General features: G+C 42.7%; 15 protein-coding genes and 1 pseudogene. 10 read left to right on the forward strand and 6 right to left on the reverse strand.

Going from position 1 to position 19,503, the window contains the following annotated elements:
* Positions 1-6: 6 nt before the first annotated feature.
* A complete protein-coding gene (locus tag ACUNWA_RS08790) occupies positions 7-3,072 on the reverse strand; it encodes a tetratricopeptide repeat protein (RefSeq protein WP_445591524.1) in 3,066 nt (1,021 codons plus the stop codon).
* Positions 3,073-3,230: 158 nt separating this feature from the next.
* Between ACUNWA_RS08790 and ACUNWA_RS08795 the strand changes: the two genes are divergently transcribed.
* Together ACUNWA_RS08795 and ACUNWA_RS08800 are read left to right on the forward strand one after the other, a co-directional pair.
* A complete protein-coding gene (locus ACUNWA_RS08795; RefSeq protein WP_445591525.1) occupies positions 3,231-3,947 on the forward strand; it encodes a cell division ATP-binding protein FtsE in 717 nt (238 codons plus the stop codon).
* A gap of 259 nt (positions 3,948-4,206) precedes the next feature.
* Positions 4,207-5,439: a DUF6051 family protein gene (locus ACUNWA_RS08800; protein WP_445591526.1), complete on the forward strand. Its 1,233-nt coding sequence runs from the start codon at positions 4,207-4,209 to the stop codon at positions 5,437-5,439.
* Here the strand turns inward: ACUNWA_RS08800 and ACUNWA_RS08805 are convergent.
* Positions 5,436-6,545, reverse strand: coding sequence for a glycosyltransferase (locus tag ACUNWA_RS08805; RefSeq protein ID WP_445591527.1), 1,110 nt, complete (start codon positions 6,543-6,545; stop codon positions 5,436-5,438). The genes ACUNWA_RS08800 and ACUNWA_RS08805 overlap by 4 nt on opposite strands.
* Positions 6,546-6,617: 72 nt before the next feature.
* Between ACUNWA_RS08805 and murB the strand changes: the two genes are divergently transcribed.
* Together murB and ACUNWA_RS08815 are read left to right on the forward strand one after the other, a co-directional pair.
* Positions 6,618-7,634, forward strand: a complete 1,017-nt coding sequence (gene murB / locus ACUNWA_RS08810; protein WP_445591528.1) for a UDP-N-acetylmuramate dehydrogenase — start codon at positions 6,618-6,620, stop codon at positions 7,632-7,634.
* A 148-nt stretch (positions 7,635-7,782) separates the two neighbouring features.
* Positions 7,783-8,604 (forward strand): annotated as a pseudogene (locus ACUNWA_RS08815) (alpha/beta hydrolase).
* A gap of 142 nt (positions 8,605-8,746) precedes the next feature.
* Here ACUNWA_RS08815 and mltG read toward each other — a convergent pair.
* The gene (gene mltG, locus ACUNWA_RS08820; RefSeq protein WP_445591529.1) at positions 8,747-9,826 is read right to left on the reverse strand and encodes an endolytic transglycosylase MltG; all 1,080 of its coding nucleotides are present in this window, start codon (positions 9,824-9,826) and stop codon (positions 8,747-8,749) included.
* Positions 9,827-9,976: 150 nt separating this feature from the next.
* On the opposite strand from mltG, the gene ACUNWA_RS08825 reads away from it, so the two are divergent.
* Positions 9,977-11,167, forward strand: a complete 1,191-nt coding sequence (locus tag ACUNWA_RS08825; protein ID WP_445591530.1) for an FprA family A-type flavoprotein — start codon at positions 9,977-9,979, stop codon at positions 11,165-11,167.
* 214 nt (positions 11,168-11,381) lie between these two features.
* Here ACUNWA_RS08825 and ACUNWA_RS08830 read toward each other — a convergent pair whose 3' ends face one another.
* Complete coding sequence (locus ACUNWA_RS08830) at positions 11,382-12,869, reverse strand: UxaA family hydrolase (RefSeq protein WP_445591531.1); 1,488 nt, start codon at positions 12,867-12,869, stop codon at positions 11,382-11,384.
* Positions 12,870-12,875: 6 nt separating this feature from the next.
* On the reverse strand, positions 12,876-14,393 hold the full coding sequence (locus ACUNWA_RS08835) for a tagaturonate reductase (RefSeq protein WP_445591532.1): 1,518 nt from the start codon (positions 14,391-14,393) through the stop codon (positions 12,876-12,878).
* Between the two features lie 523 nt (positions 14,394-14,916).
* On the opposite strand from ACUNWA_RS08835, the gene ACUNWA_RS08840 reads away from it, so the two are divergent.
* The 3 genes from ACUNWA_RS08840 (at position 14,917) to ACUNWA_RS08850 (ending at position 17,358) form a co-directional block, all read left to right on the forward strand.
* Complete coding sequence (locus tag ACUNWA_RS08840; protein WP_445591533.1) at positions 14,917-16,200, forward strand: DUF4493 domain-containing protein; 1,284 nt, start codon at positions 14,917-14,919, stop codon at positions 16,198-16,200.
* A 134-nt stretch (positions 16,201-16,334) separates the two neighbouring features.
* Entirely contained in the window at positions 16,335-16,622 is a 288-nt protein-coding gene (locus tag ACUNWA_RS08845; protein ID WP_445591534.1) for an AAA family ATPase, read from the forward strand.
* Positions 16,594-17,358, forward strand: coding sequence for an SGNH/GDSL hydrolase family protein (locus ACUNWA_RS08850; RefSeq protein WP_445591535.1), 765 nt, complete (start codon positions 16,594-16,596; stop codon positions 17,356-17,358). Before ACUNWA_RS08845 ends, ACUNWA_RS08850 begins: the two co-directional genes overlap by 29 nt.
* Positions 17,359-17,402: 44 nt before the next feature.
* Here the strand turns inward: ACUNWA_RS08850 and ACUNWA_RS08855 are convergent, their stop codons facing one another.
* Positions 17,403-17,528 (reverse strand): hypothetical protein, encoded by a 126-nt coding sequence (locus tag ACUNWA_RS08855; RefSeq protein ID WP_445591536.1) that lies wholly within the window; start codon positions 17,526-17,528, stop codon positions 17,403-17,405.
* 331 nt (positions 17,529-17,859) lie between these two features.
* Between ACUNWA_RS08855 and ACUNWA_RS08860 the strand changes: the two genes are divergently transcribed.
* The gene (locus tag ACUNWA_RS08860; RefSeq protein WP_445591537.1) at positions 17,860-18,249 is read left to right on the forward strand and encodes a nuclear transport factor 2 family protein; all 390 of its coding nucleotides are present in this window, start codon (positions 17,860-17,862) and stop codon (positions 18,247-18,249) included.
* A gap of 206 nt (positions 18,250-18,455) precedes the next feature.
* Entirely contained in the window at positions 18,456-19,463 is a 1,008-nt protein-coding gene (gene ahr, locus ACUNWA_RS08865) for an NADPH-dependent aldehyde reductase Ahr (protein WP_445591538.1), read from the forward strand.
* Positions 19,464-19,503: the final 40 nt, after the last annotated feature.

Here is a 19,503-nt window from a genome sequence, read left to right on the forward strand (position 1 = left end):
TTGTTTTTACTGTTCGTTAATGTTGATTTTCATTGGGCTCTTTCCTTCTTGCTCTTCCTGGGCATCCAGATTTCCCAGATGCTGCAATTTGGATTGGGCTGTTTCAACGATGCCATCATCGGTTTCGGGATAGTTTTCAATAATACTTTTAATGGTGTGTCGGGCTTGAAAACGATCCCCCTGGCTCAGGTAAATGTCAGAAAGCAGGATGAAACTTTTGGCAAGCCAGAATTGGTGCGGTGTATTTTTTGAAATAAAATCCATCACTTGCTCTTCAGCTTCCGGCAGTTTGTTTTTAGCAACCAGGATTTCGGTTAGCAGGTACTTGGCTTCGGCGCCTTCTTCCGACTTGGTATCTTCGGCTAAGTTGCCCAGCACCGGAAGCGCTTCATCCAGCTGCTTGGTTTGGTAATACGATTTTGCCAGCTTGTATTGGGCTTCTCGTTTTAAAATGTCGGTTAGCTTTTCGGAGCTAAGCAGTATTTTGGCAGCATCAATACAAGCCGGATAGTTGGCGAGTTTAAACTGACTGCGCATTTTTCCGGCTCGGGCCCGAAGCAGGCTCCATTGGGTGTTTGACACTTGCTCTAGTTGTTCATAGTAGCTCAGGGCTTGCTCGAAGTTTGACGCATTGAATTGCAGCTCGGAAGCTTTTTCCAGAGCAGGCTCTGTGAAGATATTGTCGCCTTTACCTAGAACGTATTCGTAATTTTTCAAGGCCAGTGCATATTCTTTGTCAGCATAGCGTTTTTCACCCAGATAGAATTGAGCGTTCACGCTAAAACTTCCGTTGGGATACTGACGTAAGTAGCGCTCCAACTGCTGTTTGGCTTTTTCGTCGCGGGCCATATACGATTTTTCTGCAGCCAGATAACTCAATGAATCCTGCTCTGAGGCAGATACTTGTGATTCTGAACCCAGGCGTTGCGTGTAGGCAAAATAGGCGTCAATATTATTCAGCTCGATGTAGTTGTTCTTTATGCCAATCAGCGCCGACTGGGCTTCCGGGCTATTCGGATACTCTTCAACGACTTGTTTGTAGGTTTCCAATGATTGGTTGAACTGCGATTGATTATATAAAACCAGTCCTAGTTGTAGGATGGATTTGGTGCGAAAGCTACTTTGGGGATAGTCGTTGATGATGTCGCGGTAATACCCTTCGGCAACCTTAACCTGACCGGTACGATCGTATGCCCGGCCCAATTCATACAAGGCGTCATCCATTAGCGATGAATTAGGGAAGGATTGAACCAGGGTTCGCAGATTGCTGATTTTTTGATTTTGGTCACGCTGAATGCCAACACAAATGGATTTTTGGAAAAGCGCATAATCAGCATCGTATTGCTCCAGCCGGTAGGCTTGTTCATAATTTTTGATGGCCTTTTGATAGTCGCGACTCACAAAATAAGAATCACCCAGGCGATTGAGGACGTCTGCTACTTTATGGTCTTTGTCTTCGCTGTTTTTATCCAGAAATGTTTGAAAGGACTGGCTGGCTGCTGTGTAATTCTTTTCTTTGAAATAGGCGTAGCCCAGGTTGTAGTGCACAGCCTGAAACTCGGGGTGTCCGTTGGCTCCTGGTGTTTTCAGGAACTGGTTAAATCCGTTGATGGCGAGCTCATAATTTTCGAGCCGGTAGTTGGCTTCAGCTTTCCAGAATAAAGCCCCGGCTTTGATGTCGGAGTTGCTGGCTGCATTCTCAAGCGATTGATCGAACAAGCCAATGGCCGATTCGTAATAGAGGTTGTTGAACTGCTCCAATCCGCGATAAAATGTAACACGTTGATAGGCTTTCTTCACAGCCGGGCTTTTCACCTTGATCTTTTCAATTGACTCAATAGCGTCCTTGTAGTTGTTGGTGCTCATATACACCTTGACAAGGTAGTCATAGGCAGCATCATTACGTTCGGAGTTGGCGTAAAGCGAGATGTACTTATCAAAAGCCTTGATGGTCTCGTTGAAAGGAGAATACGAAAGTTCGTAGGTTATTTTGGCGTAGTTGAACAAGGCATCTTCTTTAATTTCGGGGTTGAAATCCAATTCCGAAGCAGATTCGAAAGCTACCCGGGCTTTGTCTTTTTGGTTGGTTCTGACGTAGCTATCGGCTAAGTGATAATAAGCATTTTGAGCCAGCTCATCTTTCCCGCGCGAGGCATTTTCAAGCGAAGGAATAGATTTTTTGTATTGACTGGTTTGGTAATAGCAATAACCGAGCATGTAACTTTCCTCGCGTAGCTTGCTTTCCGTGAAATTAAAATAGGCCTCGAAATAAGGAATGGCTTTATCAAAAGCTTTTAGATGAAAATAGCTGTTGGCGATGATTTTTGCCAGTTCGGGCTTTTTATCTTCTGAAACTTCGTCTAATAGCGGGATGGTAAATTCAATCACCTTGTCATACTGCGCACGTTTGTAATAAATCTGACTCATGTAAAACGGTATGACTTCCGCGAAGGCTGGATTGTTTTTCAGCTTATTAAATTCTGAAAGAGCGGCATCGTAATCTTCCTTCAGGTACTGGATATGCGCCCAGTAATATTTGGCGGGCCCGGCATACAGGTTGTTGGTATCTTTTATTTTTTCAAACTCATCTTCGGCCAACTGATGTTTCTCTGTTTGGAAAAAAGCATAGCCTTTTTGATAGTGTACCTTGATTTGATCTTCTGAGCTCAGGGTTTTGGCTTGAATGTTTTTGTAGGAACGAAGCATCTGGGCGTATTTGCCGTTGTTAAATTGGCTGCTTCCAAGTTCGAACCAAGCTTTGTTGGTGTAGGGACTGACTGGGTTTTCGTCTATGAACTGTTCAACCAGCTCTTCTCCATTTTTAGTGTTCAGGCGAAGGGCACTGAGGGCCATGTAGAATTTAGCTTCTGATTGGATTTCGGAACCAGCATCGGCTTTTTCGGCAATGGAGGCAAATTGTTGTTGGGCAACGATGAATTTATGTTTTTCGAAAAGTTCTTTCGCTTGATGAATGTCGGCTTCGAGAGAAGGATAGTAAGCTGTTTCCTGTGCTAAGGCAGTAGCAGTAAGACATATCCACAGCATGGTGGACAGCAGAATTCTTGTTCTCATAGACTTTGTTTTATTTTTTGCATAAAAATAGCGATTCTGTTTTCTTTTCAAGCGGATTAGGCCATTGATTTCTTAACAAAAAACTGTTTATTCCCTTGCTTTATTATTTGGTTGTTCAAAAAAAATTAGTTTTGTACTGAGTAACCAAAAGCAGCTTTATGAATTTCGAGTCTATTATTTCTCTTCAGGGCGTCGATGTCTTTCAACAAGATCAACTGATCTTAAGTCATGTTAATCTCGATATTAAAAAAGGGGAGTTTGTGTATTTGATTGGCAAAGTGGGGAGCGGAAAGTCGAGTTTGATTAAGCTTTTGAATGCTGAGTTGGACCTTTATAGCGGTGAAGCCCGGGTAGGGGAGTTTAACCTGCGTAAGCTAAAACAATCCGAAGTTCCTTTTTTGCGACGTAAGCTCGGTGTTATTTTTCAGGATTTTCGCTTGTTAACAGATCGCAATGTTCATGATAATTTGTCGTTTGTGCTGAAAGCTACTGGATGGAAAGTGGAGCGTGCCATCGAAAACCGAATCAATGAAGTGATGGAGCGGGTGGGGATGAAATCGAAATTGAAAAGCATGCCTCATGAGCTGTCCGGAGGAGAGCAGCAGCGTATTGTTATTGCACGGGCCATTTTGAATGATCCGGATATCATTTTAGCTGATGAACCCACAGGTAATTTAGATCCGGAAACATCGGATGAGTTGATGGGTATTTTTAAAGAAATTAGTGAGCAGGGAAAAACCATTGTGGTAGCCACTCACGATTACCATATATTGAATCGTTACCCTGCGCGCACCTTGGTTTGTGGCGAAAACAAGGTGAGCGACTCTTCCCAAACCGAAACCGAAGTGGATTTTTCCGAGTTGTTGGAGGAATAGCATTTCAGTAAGCACGCATAAATTTATTTTGCAACTTTTGTTGCGCATTCAAGCAGGTTGATCCCTGCTTTTTTCAAGGTGAATTGTATACTTTAGTTGCATACTAATTCTGTATTTATAATTGGACCTGTGGCATTGTTGTGCCGGAAAGAAAATTAGGAGTTAGTGCATGGTGAATCCTTTTCTTGGATCGCTGTTTCAAATCTTTTTAATGATTAAGTCTGCTCGTATTTTATAATACGCATTAATGTTTTGTCCTATGAAGTATCTTGATTCCTTTAAAAACTTAAGGTCGGTTTTATCGTCTGAAAATCCGATGATTGAATTTGAAAATCTGAATATCTATAAGCAGAAATTTCATTCGAAGTCGCAAAGCTTGCTACCTGGCGAAGAACACTATTTTTGTGAAAAACACCAGGAATCGTTTGATACTCCGCACAACTTCTTCAGTGATTTGGGAGCGATAGATGATCAAATCTACAAGCATGATGTGACGATTAAGGAAAATGAGCATTTCTCTTACCGGGTATTCATGCCAAAGGCAATGAAGCAGGCTAAGTGTGCAATTTTCTTGTTTCATGGTTTCAACGAGAAAAATTGGGAAAAATACCTGCCGTGGGCTCATTTTTTAGCTGAGCAAACGCAATGTGCCGTGATCATGTTCCCCATCGCCTTTCATATGAACCGGACGTTGTCGGTTTGGAGCGATAAGCGCAAAATGTTTCTGCTGAGCGAAAAACGAAAGAAAATGTTTCCTAATGTGGTTAATTCGTCGCTTTCTAATGTGGCTATCAGCCTGCGTTTGCATTCTCGCCCGCAACGGTTTATTTGGTCGGGCTTGCAAACTTATTACGATGTTATTCAGTTTATGGAGCAATGCAAACAGGGCGAAAATCCGCTGATATCGCCTGACGCACGTTTTCATATGGTGGGCTATTCCATTGGTTGTTTGTTGGCCGAAATTCTGAAGTTGACCAACTACAACAACTACTTTGAGCAATCCAAGTTGTGTCTTTTCTGCGGAGGGGCTGTTTTTAACCGGCTGTCACCCGTTTCAAAATACATTCTGGATAGCGAGGCCAACATTGCGCTTTATTCCTATATGGTAGAGCATATTCAAAAACACATGGAACGGAATTCTCATTTGAAACATTACATTGATGGACCGCATGATGAAGGACAAGTGTTTTATTCGATGCTCGATTACAAAGTGAAAAGAGATTATCGGGAAAGTCTGTTCCAAAAAGTGAGCTCCGACTTAATGGCAATTTCGTTGAAACAGGATACGATTATTCCGGCCTACGAGATCATTAACACGCTGCAAGGGGCTACGCGGGAGATTCCAATTCCTGTTGATATTTATGATTTCCCTTTTCGCTACAATCATGTTACTCCGTTTCCGTTTACCGAGAAGAATAAGGATTTGATTGATGTCGAGTTTAAGCGGGTTTTCGGGAAGTTTGCGAATTTTATTAATGGCTACGGATCTTAGCGGAGGTCGCGAAAGATGTCTTCGAGTATCTTTTCTTCGTGTTCCCAACAGAGGTCCTGGGCTGCCAGGGGAAGGTTTTCAATCCATTGCTCGCGTAGGTCGCGGTTAAATAAGGCTTCCTGAAGTTGCTTGCCCATAATTTTCGGATCGTGCTTTTCCAGAATCATGCCTATTTGGTATTGTTCGACAATCGATTTCATTTCGGGTAAATTACTTACCAATACCGGTACTTGCTGTTGAATATAGTCGAACAGCTTGTTAGGCAACGCATACCGATAGTTTAAGCCTAAATCTTCTTCTATAGATAGACCTAGGTCTGCTTGGGCCGTCACATACTTGAGTTCTTCCAAAGGTATCTTAGCCATGAAACTTACCCGGTCAGCCAACGCTAAATCGGCCACCAATTTTTTTAAAGGAAGGGTAATGTCGCCATTTCCGGCAATTAGCAAACGCGCGCCATCGACGTATTGCATCGCTTTGATGGCATATTCGAGTCCACGCCCAATGTTTAATGCTCCCTGGTATAAAATTAGTTTTCGCTCATCACTGGGCAGGTATTTTTCCGGAGGAACCATCAGCAATTTTTCGCGGTGGGGTAAGTTTCGAATCACCCGAAACGGTGTTCCGTATTTTTTCCGATACAGATTTGCAATCGATTCTGAAACAGTATATGCTTTAGCGATTTTGGGAAGAATAAGCCTCTCGATGCTTCGCCATAACGCTTTTTTTGTGGGGCGGTTGAGTAACTCAGGAACTTCGGTAAACAGCTCGTGGCTATCGTATACCAGTGGTTTGCCTTTTAATTTTGAAACCAGAAAATTGGCCGGTAGGGTGTCCAAATCGTTTGCTAGAAAGACATCGGCTTTCCGAAGACGTAAAAACCAAAACAGACGAATGTTATATTCAGCATAAAAAAGCGGACCTTTCCTGAAGAAAAGTTTCAGTCGCCTGGTTTTATAAGGGCGACGTTTCAGCTTCGAACTGCCAGGCAGTTTGCGTCCAACCAGCACTACCTTGAAATTCATCTTTTTCAGGCTAAGGGCTACTTTGTGCACCCGGCTGTCGGTAACCAAATCATTCGTAACAGATAGGATAACTTTTTTCAACGTGGGCTTTTTACTTTTCTGCAAAATAAACGAAATTGAAATAGCTTCTATTATCTTTGCTCAAAAAATTCTATGATCCGCTTTTTCGAAGATTTTTCCTTAAAAAACTACAATACATTTGGCGTTGATGCCAGAGCCCGCTTCTTTTTCGAGTTTACAGAACTAGACGATTTAACTGAATTTCTGCAACAAAATACCTCTTGGAAAGAGGAACGACTTTTATTGCTTGGCGGTGGAAGCAATCTGCTTCTGGTGAATGATTTTGATGGGCTGGTAATTCATCCCAATGTTCCGGGGGTGCAGGTTGTTCGTGAAAACCGAAACCAGGTTTGGGTCGAAGTTGGAGCCGGCGAAGATTGGGACCGTTTTGTTGATTATTGTGTGAAAGCAGAATTCTACGGCTTGGAGAATCTGTCACTGATTCCTGGAAATGTAGGGGCGGCACCTGTGCAAAACATCGGAGCATATGGAGTAGAAGTGAAGGATTATGTCGATACGGTGAATGGATTTGACCTGGATACCATGACCAACTACTCCATTCCGGCTGAGCAATGTCAATTTGCTTATCGGGATAGTATTTTTAAAAATGAACTGAAAAATCGGTTTATCGTTACGTCTGTTATTTTTCGGTTAGAGAAGTTCCCGGAATTCAAGCTGGACTATGGCAGCCTGAAAGCGGAAGTGGAAAAACGCGGTGAATTACACCCTCAGCATGTGCGCGATGCCGTGGTGGCAATCCGCCAGTCAAAACTTCCAGATCCTTCAGAATTGGGCAATGCTGGAAGTTTTTTCAAGAACCCCGTAGTTGCCGCTGAACTGGCTGAAAAGCTGAAGGCAGCATACCCGGAGATGCCGGCTTATCCTGCAGATGCAGGAAGGATTAAACTTGCCGCCGGGTGGCTTATCGAGCAGTGTGGCTGGAAAGGCTTTCGAGACGGAGATGCCGGTGTGCATCAGCATCAGGCGCTGGTGTTGGTGAATTACGGTTCGGCTACGGGACAAGAGCTGTTTCAACTTTCTGAAAAAGTAAAAGCTTCGGTGGCCGAAAAGTTTGGGGTTGAACTGGAGGCGGAAGCGAATATCCTTTAGTTTTTTTGTTTGTGCATGATGGTTCTTGATTGGGTGCTGTTTTGCTTGGATTACTGATAATACGATATGGTACTAGGGAGCATAATTAAGTCTTCCATTTGACAATGAGATTGTATCTTTCGTTTCTAAATCAACTATAGTGATCATGATGAGAAGTTTTTTCACTCTGCTTTTTTTGTGTCTATCTGCCTCTTTATTTGCGCAAACCGGAATAGTATTCGACAAGCTATTTGTGAAAAGTGAGATCCTGAATATGGGTCGCAATTATGCCATTTATTTGCCGCCCGATTATGAAACCTCAGAGCGTAGTTATCCGGTGCTGTATTTGCTTCAAGGTGCGGGCGATGATTAGACGGGCTGGGTGCAGTTTGGCGAAGTGTTGCGCATTGCCGATGAAGCGATTTTGAACGGTTCGGCTACAGCGATGATTATTGTTATGCCGGATGCCAATACGGGGCAGCGTGGTTATTTTAACAGCATCAAAGGTGACTGGCGTTACGAAGATTTCATTTTTAGTGAGTTGATGCTACATGTGGAAACGAAATACCGGATTAAAAGCGAAAAACGCTACCGGGCAATTGCCGGACTATCCATGGGTGGTGGCGGTACTTTTATGTATGCCATGCATCATCCTGAACTGTTTTCGTCAGCCTGCCCACTGAGCGCAGTCACAGGGCCAGTTACAAAAGCGGATGCCCGGAAATACTACGAGCGTTGGGGAGAAACGGGGGCTACAGATGGCAAAATTGAATCGTATTATCAAAAATACAGTACGTTGGCTTTGATTGAGAGTATGCGAGAAGATCAGAAAAATGCAGTGCGCTGGTTTATTGATTTTGGCGATTCTTTGGTACATATCGCGATGCGTAAAATATTCGTCAGGGAGGTCACACTTGGACTTACTGGCGCGAGTCGTTGCCAACGGTTTTGTCCTTCGTGTCCGATGCTTTTCACCAGGACTAGCAGCTGAGGATTAGACGTTTTTTGAATAAAAGCCTCCCAAATAATAAAAGCGGAACTGTTATAGTAGTTCCGCTTTTATTATTTGGGAGGCTTCCTTGTTCTAATTTTTCTCTTGCATTATAAGCGTTAAAGGTACCCGCTGTTACTAGTTATTTCCAAATTTTATGGGCATTCAAGGCTTGCTGGTAACGGCGGGCATTTTTGTTGTGTTCGCGAAGCGTACGTGCAAAGTTATGGTATCCGTTGAATTCGTCGCTGGCACACATGTACAAGTAGCTGTGACTTTCCGCATTCAGCACGGCTTCTATGCTCGATATCTCAGGGAAGTTGATGGGGCCCGGTGGCAGTCCTGCATGTTTGTATGTATTGTAAGGCGAATCAACCTCCAGATGTTTGTTGAGCACGCGTTTGATGCTAAAATCGCCAACGGCAAACTTGATGGTTGGATCGGCCTGTAAAAGCATGCCCCGCTTAATGCGGTTCAGATAGAGGCCGGCCACCCGGGGTTTTTCATCGGCTTTAATGGTTTCCTCCTGAACGATGGAGGCTACTGTTGAAACGTCAACCGGGCTTAAGCCCAGTGCTTCGGCTTTGGCTAAACGTTCGTTGTTCCAAAAACGCTGGTATTCGGCATGCATGCGCTCTACGAACTGCTCAGGAGTCGTGGTCCAGTAAAATTCATAGGTGTTTGGAATAAACATGGCATGAAACGAATGGCGATCGAATCCGTTGTCGTTAATGACAATGCTGTCGTTCAGGTAAGCCAGAAATTCGACAGAATCAGGTTCCAGCCGCTGGGCGACAGAACCAGCCAGTTCGTCGATAAAACGTAGGTTGTTGAACGTAACGGTTATCGGTTTCTGATTTCCTGCCCGCAGCATATTCACAATCTGATTGGTGTTCATGCCTCGGTTGAATACATATTTTCCAGCCCTAATAGCGGTAGGGTAGTTCTTTTTTTTGGCAACCCACCGAAAGGCCTTTTCATTTTCAATAATGTTATGCGCATTCAGCGAATCCAGCACATCCTGGAAGGTCGCTTCCTTCGGAATGGTAATGCTTCCCGGTTGCTGGATGTTTTCAGCAAAAATATACTGAAAAAGCTGGTACCCACGAAGCCCGGCAACGATAAAGGCAATAGCAAAAAAGACTAGTACCCACTTGTTGAGTTTTGGAAAAAGGTGTAAGCGATTATTCGATTTCAAATCCATTTTATCTTTTCTTATCATAGTTTGGCTACAAAAATAATCTTTTCTATGATTTTCCGTCTGTGTGAGTTTTACCTTAATTTTTGAAGAATTGAAAAGCAAGCGGCTCAGGTCTGGGCTAAAATGGTTATTTTCGTGACCCTAAGAATGACTTTATAAAAATAGAAAATTATGCATCAGGTTAAACTTGCTGAAAATATTTACTACTTAGGTTATAATGACCGTAGGACCACTTTGTTTGAAAATATCTGGCCAATTCCACATGGCGTTTCTTATAACTCGTATTTGATTGTTGATGAGAAAATCGCGTTGGTTGATACCGTAGAGCGTCAGTTTATTGATGATTATTTGGATCAGATTGAGACCTTGATTGGTGACCGGCAGGTTGATTATTTAATTATCAACCACATGGAGCCAGACCATTCCGGAGCCATTAAAGCGGTAAAAACTAAATATCCGAACATTACGCTGATTGGAAATAAAAAGACATTTGGCTTTGTTGAAAGTTTTTATTTCAAACCTGAAAACACGCTTGAAGTCAATGATGGATCGATCCTGGATCTTGGAAAAGTGAAGCTTCAGTTTCAAACCATTCCGATGGTTCACTGGCCCGAAACGATGGTTACATATGATGAAACCAACAAAATTCTGTTTTCGGGTGATGCCTTTGGTAGCTACGGAACATTGGATGGTGGTGTTTTTGATGACGAGATTAACCTGGATTTTTATGAGGTTGAAATCATGCGTTATTTTACCAACATTGTAGGTAAATATTGTCCGCATACGCAGCGTGCGATCAAAAAGCTGGCTCCTCTGGATATTAAGATGATTGCTGCGACACACGGACCAATCTGGCGTACAGACCTGGACTGGGTGCTGAGCCGTTATAACAAATGGAGTACCTACGATACCGAAAAAGGAGTAGTCGTTGTGTATGGCTCGATGTATGGAAATACACAGAAAATGGCTGAAGTCATTGCTCGTCAGCTAAGTGAGCGCGGGATTAAGAACATTCGTGTTTACGATTCATCCAAAACACACGACTCGTATATTATCAATGATATTTTTAAATACAAAGGGTTCATTGTTGGAAGCTGTGCATACAACAATGCCATGTTTCCCAATGTGCAAACCCTGCTGACAACCATCGAGCATATGGGAGTTAAAGATCATTACCTTGGCGTGTTTGGTAACTTTGCCTGGAATGGTGGTGGTGTGAAAAACCTGATGAAGTTTGCCGAAAAAATTAATTGGGATCTGGTTTACCAGCCGGTGGAAGAAAAAGGTGCTTTGAAAAAAGATAAATACCAGGAATGCATTGAAATGGCCAATGCGATGGCCGATAGATTATTAGCTGAGTAATTGAGCTGACTTGTTTGGTCAATCTTTTCCCCTCTAAGAAGAGGGGAGTGGCTGAAAGCTTGGAGTAATGCCTGTTAAAGTAATTTAGTAGGCATTATTTTTGCCATAAAACAGGACCACAGCTATATAAAACAAAAACCCTCCGGCGAACCGGAGGGTTTTTTACTACTACTCAATTACTACTAACTACCCCTTCCCGAGGGGATATTTTAAATTATAAGGTTATTCCGGTTTTAAAGATAGCAATTTCTTTGAACCCGCTAAGCTCATGTTTTAATTTTTTACCTTCTGAGACGAAAATTATTTCGTTAAATAATTTATTTGTCAGTTCTTCCATGGAACAGCCTTCAAGCAGTTTCCCTGCATTAAAGTCGATCCAGTTCGTTTTTTTTTCGTAAAGTGCTGTATTAGTGGCTATTTTCATGGTGGGCACAAAACTGCCGAAAGGGGTGCCGCGACCAGTGGTGAAGAGTACCAGCTGGCAACCGCTAAAACCAAGCGCCGAGGCGGCAACCAGGTCATTACCCGGAGATGAAAGCAGGTTTAACCCGTTTTTTTGGAGTGGCTCTGCGTAGTCCAACACATCGACAATGGTGGCTGTGCCTCCTTTTTGAGTGCAGCCCAGCGACTTGTCTTCCAGCGTGGTAATGCCACCTTGCTTATTGCCTGGCGACGGATTTTCGTATACGGGAAGCTTGTGCTTCAGGTAGTATTCTTTGAAGTCATTGATCAGATGGACTGTTTTGTCAAAAACCTCCTTGTCGGCTGCCCGCTCCATCAGCAAATGCTCGGCTCCAAACATCTCCGGAACTTCCGTTAGGATGGTGGTGCCTCCGCGGGCAATCAGGTAATCGGAAAGCGAACCAACCAGAGGATTGGCTGTAATTCCGGATAAACCATCAGACCCCCCACATTTCAAGCCAATTTTTAATGCTGAAACCGGACAATCGGTGCGTTGATCGTAACGCATAACCTCGTACAGCTCTTCCAAAAGCTGCAGCCCTTTTTCCACTTCGTCTTCAACGTCCTGAGCTACCAAAAATTTAATGCGTTGCTCATCGTAATCACCAATGAACTTTTTGAGATGGCTGATTTGATTGTTTTCGCATCCTAAACCCATCACCAGTACACCGCCGGCATTGGGATGGTTGATAAGGTTTGCCAAGGCCTTTTGGGTGTTTTCATGGTCATCGCCCAATTGAGAACAGCCATAACTGTGTCGGAATACCTGCACATTATCAATGTCGTTTGCCGGATGGCTGGCCTTAAACTGGCTAATGATCTGATCGGCCTGCCCATTTACACAGCCCACGGTTGGTACGATCCACAGCTCGTTGCGGATACCAACCTGACCATTGCTTCGTTGGAAACCTTTAAAGCTTCGCTTTTCTTCAACAGCTTGCAGGGGATTCAATTTTTGATTGAACTTATACTCCATCGTTCCTGACAAGTTGGTTTTTGTGTTGTGCACATGAACGTGGTCCCCGGCCTGAATAGCTTCGGTAGCATGCCCAATGGGTACCCCATATTTCATGATGTTGTCCCCCTCTGCGATGCTCTCCAGAGCAATTTTATGTCCTCGTGGAACATCTGTTTTTAAGGTGATTTTCCGATCTTCCAGTTCAATGAACTCTCCGGCAGAAAAGTCTTTTAATGCGATGACAACGTTGTCCTGCACATTTATTTTAATGGTATTTGCCATGTTTTCCTAATTAATTGTAGTCTCAGCTTCTTTGGCTTTTCCTTCGATGGTCATTTCCATCAGCGGGTTATTTTCGCTCAGCACAGCTTTTACAGCCTTTTTCATGCCTACCTGCTGAATCAGGAAAAGGTAGTGGCTAACGGTGATTGTTAAGTTTGGAATTTCATTTAGGTTTTGTTTCCAGACTTTGTCAAGAGCCAATACTTTTTCAACTAACTGGTAAATTGAAATAGGACGGCCATCGCAGGCTTCCCAAGCTTCTTTGTAGAAATCCAGAATCCACTGATCTTCCTGAATAGGGTAGCTCTTACCTTCAGTTTCGCCTTTGAAATAGGCAATCATAGCAGCTAGCGAGAATACCAGCTTTTGTGGCAGCATGTTATGAAGCTTCACAAAATTGCGTAAAGAGGGGAGGTTACGTGTTTCCCATTTCGACATGGCATTCAGAGCAATACTTTGCCATTGGTGACGAATGTAAGGGTTTGAAAAGCGCTCCAGAATTTTGCCTGCAAAGTTCTTCAATTCTTTTTCTGAGCCATCCAGAACTGACAACACTTCATCGTAAACCAATTCTTTCATGAAACTTCCTGTTTCTAAGTTCTCATATGCTTCGCGCACCGTTTCAATACCGCTTAAGTAGGATACCGCATAACTTCCGGTGTGGCAGCCATTGAGTACCTGAACTTTTTGTTCGCGGAAACGGGTCATATCTTCAACAAATTTGACATCTAAACCTGCTTTGGCCGCGGGAAATTCATTAGCCACCCATTTCGGTGCTTCAATCACCCACAAGTGGAAATATTCGCCCACAACGACCAAGTTGTCTTCGGAGCCCAACTCGGCTTGAATTTCTTTGATATCATCTTTCGGAAATCCGGGCACAATGCGGTCGACCAAAGTGTTGCAAAACGCACAGGCTGTTTCCACCCATTGCTTAAATGCATCGCCCAGCTGCCAGTTATCGGCATGTTGCAGCATATGTTTTTTCAGCATGTCGCCATTGCGGTCAATCAATTCGCAGGTGAAGAAAATGAGTCCTTTGTCCTTTGCGCCTTCAAAAGCGTTAAAGCGCTCATACAGCAAGGCCGTCACTTTAGCGGGGAACGACTTTTGAGGCTTCATATCCAGCGTGTCAGTCGGATCAAAAGCAATACCAGCCTCCGTGGTGTTGGAAATCACAAAGCGTAAATCCGGGTTAAGAATCGATTCCTGATAAAATTCGAATTGGGTGTAGGGATTAATTCCTTTATTCAGGCATTGAATGAATTCATACTCTTTGATGGGCTTGCCATTTTTAATTCCTTTCAGATACACATGGAATAAGCCATCCTGCTGGTTAAGTTGGTCTACCATTCCTTCGGGGAGGGGTTGAACGACATCAATTCCGGTGTTGAAGTCGATTTCATTATTCATTTTCTGAACCATCCAATCGGTAAAGGCTCTCAGGAAATTACCTTCTCCAAACTGTAGAATTCGAGTCGGATATTGGGCTGCATTCTTTACGTTTGACCTGTTGAGTTTCATCTTGTTGTTATAAAGTTATTTAAGCGATCCCGTTCTCGTACACGGTAGCCAGGCTTTAAAGAACCGTGTTCGCACACGATTCCGCCGACGAAAATATACTATTTTCTTAATTCGCCCTAATTTATTTTGAATTTCTATCGTTAAATTATCCTTAACCAGCTTCTATTTTGTTTAATGCGAAGGATGAAAACATAGACTTCAACAACACTTGGGCTCAAGAACAAGGCTACTTTTTAAACGAAAATGGTGTTTTGTGGAGAGAAGTCAGATTATGGAATAGCCTAAATAGGCATTGTAGAGTTTCTGTAGCAACCGCACTTTCTGTAGTTATTTAACGACTATTCTATTTTGATTGTGAAGTGGGGCTATCCTTCCAATAGCAATGAGTTCATTTGATTGAGTTGCGATGAATATTGATACTGCGACTAATAGTCAGTTAGTTAGAATGAGTCTAAATTTTATTTTTCTCTTGACTCGCTTTAAAAATAGTTCTAATTTGTTTTGTAAAATAAATTCAATTGTCATGGATTCAATCAATCAAAAGTTCGTTTATTCAATAGTTATTATAGCCGTTTGTGTTTTATCAAGTGCTTGTCGTAATGATGAGCCGCTGCCCGAAGAGGCTACTGGTAAACTAAACCTGAAAGTGGGCTTGTCTTTAGTCGTTAACGAAGTTGAAAATCCGCTGAAGTCTACTTCTATAGAAAATCTCAAGGTTGAAATTTTTAGCAGTAGTAGTACTGAGCCTGTTGTAACTTTTGCCCATGTCACCGATATCCCGGAGGCGCTCGAATTATCGACAGGAATATATTATGCTACTGCAGTTTCGGAGAATAATCCGGTTGCTGCATTTGAAACACCATACTATTATGGAGAGTCTGAATCATTTACCATTATGGAGGGAGAAACAACCCAGGTGGGTATTACCTGCTCTCTGGCGAATATAATGTTGACTGTTCTTTACTCTGATCAAGTAATTAGTTCTTTTACTGATTACAGCACTACGGTGAGCAATGCGAATGGGACCCTTCTATTCTCGATGGGTGAGGAACGGGCAGGTTATTTCAATGCTGGCCCCTTGAGCATTGAATCTGAGCTTGGATATAGCGATGGGGCAACTAGTCAAACCAAAACAATTAGCGGCATAATTGCCAGCCCTCAACCTGGGAAACATTATGAAATTCATGTCGATGCAGCTTTAAATGATGGCAATGCAGCTTTCAATATTTCTCTGGACGAGATCGAGACTGAGATAATCACCATTACAGATGAGATAGGAGGAGACGATGGAGAATTAGTCTTTGGTGATCTGCTGATCACGGAGATCATGTATAATCCGGGAGCATTGGCTGACTCGGAAGGAGAATGGGTTGAAGTGTTTAATAACTCAAGTACAAACATCAATTTGAAAGGTCTGGTACTCCGACGAGGGTCGAACAATGCTTTTTATCAGATAGCAGCAGATGTGAACCTGGCTTCCGGAGCTTATGCTGTTTTGGGGAGAACAGAATCTGCAGCAGATTACGTTGATTGCGTATATGGGGGTGGTATCGACTTGGTAAATACAGGATATGAACTCTTCATCAACACCTATGGAACGAATGGAACGGATGGAACTGTTATTTGCTCGGTTGATTACGGGGCTGATAGTTACGTACCCGACCGCGAGGGGAAATCGATCCAGCTTGATCCGGCGGTAACTAATGCTTTGGATGCTCAGGATGGATTGAACTGGTGTTCATCGACACTTCCTTATTCAACAGGCGATCTTGGTACACCTGGAGCTGCCAATTCTTCTTGTGAATGATCGTTGTACAATTTCTAGAAGATCAACATATAATAGCAGAAAAAATAAAGCGTAATGTTTGAGTCGGATGAAAAAGTGTTATTTTAAAATAAAATATCAAAATCACTTACCTTAACTGACTTTTGTGCTTTGCTGTGGATTCCAGAATCCGGCTGATCTTGGTTGACAATGCTAAAAAATATCGTTATTTTTCGGTGGTCTTTATTCTGCCTCCCTGGGAAGGAATATACAGGCAAGACACTATTCGAGTAGCGTCTTTTGCAGAGGCTTGTCAAATTCACGAAGTAATTAGGAAAACATACCAAAAACTGGAATATCAGCTGGTTGGATTACCGAGCATATCGATTCCGGAACGTGTGGTATTTATTTTAGAATATCTAACACAACTAAATTATGAGTTTATCAAGAAGAAAGTTTTTTAAGCGATCGGCCGTTCAGGCTGCCGGAATTGCCAGTATCCCTATGATTTTGTCGGCCACCGTACCTGAAAGGAAAAAGAAGAAAAAGGATCAGTTTTCCATTTTACCGAAAGATGGTACCGTTCTTTTTCAGGGCGATTCGATTACCGATGCCGGAAGAAACCGGGAAAGACAGCTTGCTAATGATGCCAGTTCGTTTGGAAATGGTTATGCCTTGATGACCGGCGCGTGTTTGTTGACCAAACAAGCCGAGAAAAACCTGACGATTTACAACCGCGGAATTAGCGGAAATAAAGTGTATCAGTTGCATGATCGCTGGTACGAAGATTGCCTGGACCTAAAACCAGATGTTTTAAGCATTCTGATTGGGGTGAACGACTATTGGCACAAACGCAATGGCAACTATGACGGAACCGTGCAGGTGTATGAAAATGATTTTCGGGCATTGCTTAAACGCACAAAAGAGGCCCTGCCCAATGTAACATTGGTAATTTGTGAACCGTTTTCCGTTCCCGGCGGATCAGCCATTGCTGACGGCTGGATGGACGAGTTTAAACCTTATCAGCACGTGGCAAAAAAACTGGCTGACGAATACGACACCCTGTTTGTACCCTATCAAAAGATCTTTGAAAAAGCCCTGAATTATGCTCCAGCAACATACTGGAGTGGGGATGGCGTGCATCCTTCAATGGCAGGTGCCCAGCTGATGGCCAGCGCCTGGTTGAAAGTAGTGAAATAAGTAGAAGAAAGCCGTTAAATGGAAAACGAAATGTAGTTGATGCATCAAACGGTTTCACTTTTTACATCCATTTGTGTAGGAATAGTAGGAAGGTCGGGGAAATCCCGGCCTTTTTTGTTGGTCCGTTTTTTCGAAGATTGGAGGATGGATCGTCGAACTAATTTTTCCATGTTTTTATTCAAAATAAATCAGTTCATTATTTTGAATTAATTTGGATAAGGTGTAACTTGAATGCTCGCTTAGAATGTTATGGGCTGATTGATAGTCCGTTCTCTCACTAACTCACTATTTGCCTAAAGTTGTATCTCTCTGCCAGAAATCGCTTCTTTTTATTCGTTGAATTGAGTGTTCTTTCCAATGTAATTGCTTCAAATTAATCTGGAATCAGCAAGAAATATACCCAGTCAGTTCTTGCTGATTCGAATTGAGAAAATGATAACCAGTTACATCAAGTAGTTAGAACGAATCAGGGTTAATGCAAATAAATTTAAAAAGGTTATTATGGGTAATTTAGAGGTTTTAAAAAAAGGCTACCAGGATTTTGCAGCTGGTAACATGAAAGGAGTTCTGTCCTCTTGGCATAAAGACATTGTTTGGGAAGAGTGTATTGGATTTCCGTACGTAAATGACGAAGGAAGGTATGTTGGAGCACAGGCTGTTGTGGACGACGTTTTGGCACTCATTCCTGAATATTACGACAATTTTAAAATTGAAATATTCGACTTTGTTGACGGAGGAGACAAGATTGTGATGGTTGGCCACTATACGGGGACGTGGAAAGCTACTGGGAAAAAATTCAAGGCAAATGCAACGCACACCTGGACATTTAAAGATGGAAAAGCGATCCATTTTTTCCAGGCAGCTGATTCGGCATCAATTATTAATCCGTAAGTCAAAACATTCATTGCGAACTAGAATCACCAAATGACTCTTGTTCGCAATGAATGCCCGTCATTTAAATATCACCTGACTTTTTGAATTTGATTTATTGGCATGTATATACTTCTATGTAGAAAAAAATTAAGGCTAGTTTGTGGCTTATTTGTCAGTGCTTTAACTTGTTCCTAGTCGTTATTAATAATTCAACAACACATATTATGAGAAAAGTAAATGCCTTTGCAGCAAATGAGCCCGGTGGGAAGCTGGTGCCATTTACCTATGAATTGCCTGATATAGGCACCGATCAGGTCGATATTGAAGTTCATTACTGCGGAGTTTGTCACTCCGATTTAAGCATGTTGAACAACGACTGGGGGATGACACAGTACCCATTTGTTCCGGGACATGAAGTTATTGGAGAAGTGGTAAGCCTTGGGAGTGAGGTTAAAAACGTAAAAATAGGAGATATTGTCGGGCTTGGATGGAATTCGGGTTCTTGTATGCATTGTGACCAATGTATGGATGGCAGCCATCATTTGTGCGAAACCGTTGAAGGTACTATCATGGGGCGTCATGGAGGATTTGCCGATTATGTGAGGTGTCATTGGTCGTGGGCTATCGCTATTCCTGCTGGCGTCGATAGTCAAAAAGCGGGACCGCTTTTGTGCGGTGGAATAACTGTTTTTAATCCGATTGTTTTGTGGGGTGTAAAACCAACTGATAAAGTAGGGGTAATTGGGATAGGCGGACTTGGTCATATGGCTTTGAAATTCCTGAACAAGTGGGGCTGCGAAGTTGTGGCATTCAGTTCTCATCCGGATAAAAAAGAACAAATTATGGCCATGGGGGCATCAAAAGTCATCAATTCCAGAGATCCGAAGGAGTTGGACAGTATTGCCGGAACCCTCAACTTTATATTGAACACCACTAATGTAACCCTCGACTGGAATTCTTATTTAACCAGCTTGGCTCCCAAAGGTAAATTTCATACGGTAGGGGCGGTATTGGAACCAATGGAAATACCTGCATTTTCATTGATCATAGGCGAAAAATCAGTTGGTGGAAGTCCATTGGGAAGTCCAGCCTTAACACGCACGATGCTTGATTTTTGTAAGCGTCATGAGATTTATCCGATGGTGGAAGAATTTCCGATGGAAAAGGTTAACGAAGCCATTGAACATCTTGAAAAAGGAAAAGCCCGTTACCGAGTTGTTTTAAAACGATAGGATTCGATTGGTGGTTGAAATAGTGATTGTTGTCGATTCT

The organism is Sunxiuqinia sp. sy24, assembly GCF_052677165.1.